At 70.9% G+C, this 3,800-nt stretch carries 1 protein-coding gene; it reads right to left on the bottom strand.

Going from position 1 to position 3,800, the window contains the following annotated elements; all coding sequences use genetic code 11:
* Positions 1-30: 30 nt before the first annotated feature.
* A complete protein-coding gene (locus A2U95_RS20910; protein WP_166025587.1) occupies positions 31-3,042 on the bottom strand; it encodes a carbohydrate binding domain-containing protein in 3,012 nt (1,003 codons plus the stop codon).
* Between the last annotated feature and the right edge of the window lie 758 nt (positions 3,043-3,800).

Below are 3,800 nucleotides of genomic sequence, written 5' to 3'. Positions count from 1 at the left end.
GGGGGGGGGGAACGCGGATCGGACGGCGGGTTACTTCAGGTAGGTTTCGGCGGTGCCGATCTTGCCGGGGCCGTTGAGGACGTAGACGCGCAGGTTGCCCTTGCCCGGAGCGGAGACGGTGAGCTTCCCGTCGGTGACGACCCGGGTGTCACCGGTGACGGCGTCCCGGTACGTGCCGTTGGGAATGCCGGTGTAGGCGGCGGCGTGGGTGACGGTGACCAGGGCGAAGCTGTCCGTTCCGCCCGCGGTCCAGCGGCGCTTGTAGGCGATCTCGCCGCTGATGCCCTCGGTGGAGTACTGGCCCGTCTGCAGGGCGGGGACCGCGCGGCGGATCTCGTTGAGCCGCTGCACGTGCTTGACCAGCGGCTGGGCCAGCGTGGTGGCGACCGCGCCGGTGGCGGAGTCGACCTTGCCGAACCCCGACGCCTTGACGTCGCCCTGGAGGTGGTCGCCGTAGTAGGCGCGCCCGGTGGTCGCCAGCGGGCAGGTGGGCCCGCAGTCGATCTTCCTGCCCTTCCGGAACTCGATCTCCGAGCCGTAGTAGAGGGTCGGGATGCCGCGGAAGGTCCACATCAGCGACATGTTCTCGGCCCAGGCGTCGGTGCCGCCCGTGTAGCGTTCGCCGCTCTTGTTGGGGCCGTAGTCGTGGCTGTCGACGTAGACGACGTTGTAGGTGGCGTCGTTGGTCGAGTCGTCGGAGTCCTTGCCGTTGTGGAAGGCGTTGGCCGCGTCACCGAAGTTCATGTGCATGCGCATGTCGATGATGTTCATGCCGGAGAACCTGCTGTGGTCGGGCGCGTGGTAGTCGTTGCCCGCGAGGAACGCGTTGGCGGACGTCGGCTGCGCGGCCGTGCCGGCGCTGTTCTCGTACTCGTACATCTCGAGCGCGGCCTCGGCGTCGTCGGCGCTGTACTCCTTGCGTTCCTTCCAGGTGAAGAACTGCGCGGAGTGGTTGACCGAGCCCCGGTTCCACTTGTCGTTCACGAAGGCGCCGACCTCGCCGAAGACGAAGAAGTTCTTCGCGGCCTCGGCGCCGTGCTGCTGGGTGACCCGCTCCTGGATCGCGGGCAGGAAGCGCCGGTTCCAGGTGGTGCGCGGGATGTGCACGGCGGTGTCGACGCGGAAGCCGTCGACGCCCATGTCGATGTACTTGTCGTAGGCGCCGATCAGGTAGTTCTGGGCCTTGGCGCTCTCGGTGTCGAAGTCGGCGAGGTCGTCGTGCAGCCAGCAGGAGCGGGAGTCCTCGCCCTCCCAGTTGCCCAGCCAGCAGGTGTGGTAGACGTCCTTGGGCCACGCGCCGGAAGTGGCGTTGGGCCACTGGCAGTTGTAGATGCGGTGGCCCTCGGGCGAGGTGGACGGCGTGGGCAGGCCCCAGTTGACGCAGGTGTTGCCGGTGGGCTCGGCGGTGGACCACAGGTCGCCGTTGTAGTACGACTTCCCGGACTTCGGCTCCACGGACAGGCCGTCGTACTCGAACGAGGAGTTGGGCTCGTCGTAGTACCAGCTCCACTGGGCGTCACGCACTCCGTAGTGCTTGGGCGTGAACAGCCCCTTGGCCCCCCAGCGGGAGGAGTGGTTGTAGACGACGTCCTGGTAGATCTTCATGCCCTTCGCGTGGGCGGCGTTGATGAGGTCCTGGTAGGACGCGCCCGCCGACTCCAGGCGGCGGTCGACGCGGTAGAAGTCCCAGCCGTGGTAGCCGTGGTAGTCGTAGTCGGAGCGGTTGAGGACCACCGGGGTGATCCAGACGGCCGACATGCCCAGGCCCTTGATGTAGTCGAGCTTGTTGATCAGGCCCTTGAAGTCGCCGCGGAACATGGGGTCGTTGTTGGCGGCGTTCCCGGAACGCTCGTGCTGGCTGCCGCCGCGGTTGTTGGAGCTGTCGCCGTCGTTGAAGCGGGCGGTGAGCACGAAGTAGATCGGGTCCTTGCGCGGGTCGGTGCCCAGCGGCTTGCCCTGCGCGGCGGCGGGCGGCTCGTCCCCGGTGGTGGCGGAGGCCGGCGCCGACGCCGCGGACAGGTTGCCGGCCGCGTCGGCCGCGCGGACGGTGAAGGTGTAGGCCGTCCTCTCCTCCAGGTCCGCCACCGACAGCACGGTCGAACTCACGTCGGTGACCACCGTGCCCCTGCTCCCCCCGGTACGGGTGACCTGGTACCGGGTGACCGCCTCGTCGTCGGTGGACGGTTCCCAGGTCAGGACGACGGCCACGCCGTCGGCCCTGGCCGTCACCTTCGCGGGGACGGTCGGCGCCTCGGTGTCCGGCGCCTCGGCCGCGCAGGGATCGGCGGCGTTCTTCGTCACGACCCGGTCCTTCACGGTGCTCACCCCGGTCGCGAGGGTGTAGTCCGCGCCGTTGTTGTTGTCCCAGGTGCCGTTGCCGTTGTTGAACGCGGCCTTCATCGACGTCGCCGCGCCGAGGTCGACCGTCCTCCTCGTCCAGCCCGTGCAGGCGGCTTCCATGCCGACGCCGGGCACGGCCGTCCAGGCGCCCCCGGCGGGCATGTAGTGCAGGTTCGTGGTGGTCCAGCCGACGCTCGCCGTCGAGTAGTAGACGGTGGCGGTGCCGGCGCCCCCGGTGGGGCCGGGGCTGGGATCGGGGCCCGTGCCGCCCGCACACGGGTCGCTGTGGGCCACGACCCCGTCCTTGACCGTGATGGCCCCGGTGCCCAGGTCGTAGTTCCGGCCGGCGTTGTTGTCCCAGGTGCCGCTGCCGTTGTTGAAGGTGGCCTGCAGCCCGCCGGCCGCGCCGAGGGTCACGGTCTTCTTGACCCAGTCCGTGCAGGCGGCTTCCATCGCCGCTCCGGGGACGGTGGTCCAGGAACCTCCGTCCGGGGCGTAGTGCAGGTTGTACGCCGCCCAGTTCTTCGTCTTCGTGTAGTAGATGACGGTTGCCGTGGACCCGGCGGCGGCCGCCGGCACCGTGTCCGTCCTCGAGGAGGACGCGGCGGGCAGCGCGGCGAGCAGGCCGAGTGCGCCTGCCATGGCCGTGACGGCCGCCAGGAGGCGTCTCAGCGGTCTGTTGCGGGGCGTGCGTTCTTTCATGCGTGATCTCCAGGAGGCTGGGCGGCGGCCGGGCCGCGGCTTCGGGGGCGATGTCCGCCTGCGGGCGGCTGCGCCGCCCCACCGCTGCCGGTGCCTGACGCACCGTGAGGGGGGAGAGACCGGCTGCAAGTTCTGTCGGAATTTTTCTGCAAGGAATTGCGACGGGATGGTGACAGAGATCTTGCGGGGGCGTAAAGGGGTCCGGCACGAACTGGTGCACCGGCTGCCGGAGACCGGCCAACCGGGTTGCCCCGTGGCGGAGTTCGACCGGTCGGGCTTCCCCGGGAAAGAGGGGCGGTCCTGGAACGCCGAACGCCGAACACCGCCTTCAGGGGGTGTTCGGCGAAAGGATCTACGGGTCGGCGGGCACCGGTCCGGCGTCGGGGCAGGCCGGAACCCCGTCCGCCCGGCGTGCCGGGGGCCGGGGCGGACCGGGAACGGACGGCGTCATTCCGTCACCCGCGGCCACCGCACCCACGCGGCACCCGGTATGCCGTCCGACCCGCGACCGGACGGCCGTCCTCGACGGCCGGCCCCTGGCCCTCGACGGCCGGCTCCTCGTCCTCGGCGGTGCCGCCGAGGACGAGGCCGTCTTCCGGACGGCCCCGGGGGCGAGCCGGGCCCGTCGTCCGCTCCCGCCGCTTCCGCCGCGCAGGGCGTGCGGGCCGGAGCACGGGCGTCCGGCGGGGGCACCCGCCTCCGACGGACGCGCGGGTCAGCCTCCCGGGCGGCGCCCCGGCCGGCCGGGCCGGGGCGCC

This window comes from Streptomyces chilikensis (assembly GCF_001642695.1).
In the GTDB taxonomy this organism is placed as follows: Bacteria; Actinomycetota; Actinomycetes; order Streptomycetales; family Streptomycetaceae; genus Streptomyces; species Streptomyces chilikensis.
This window is presented reverse-complemented; position numbering and strand designations above follow the sequence as displayed.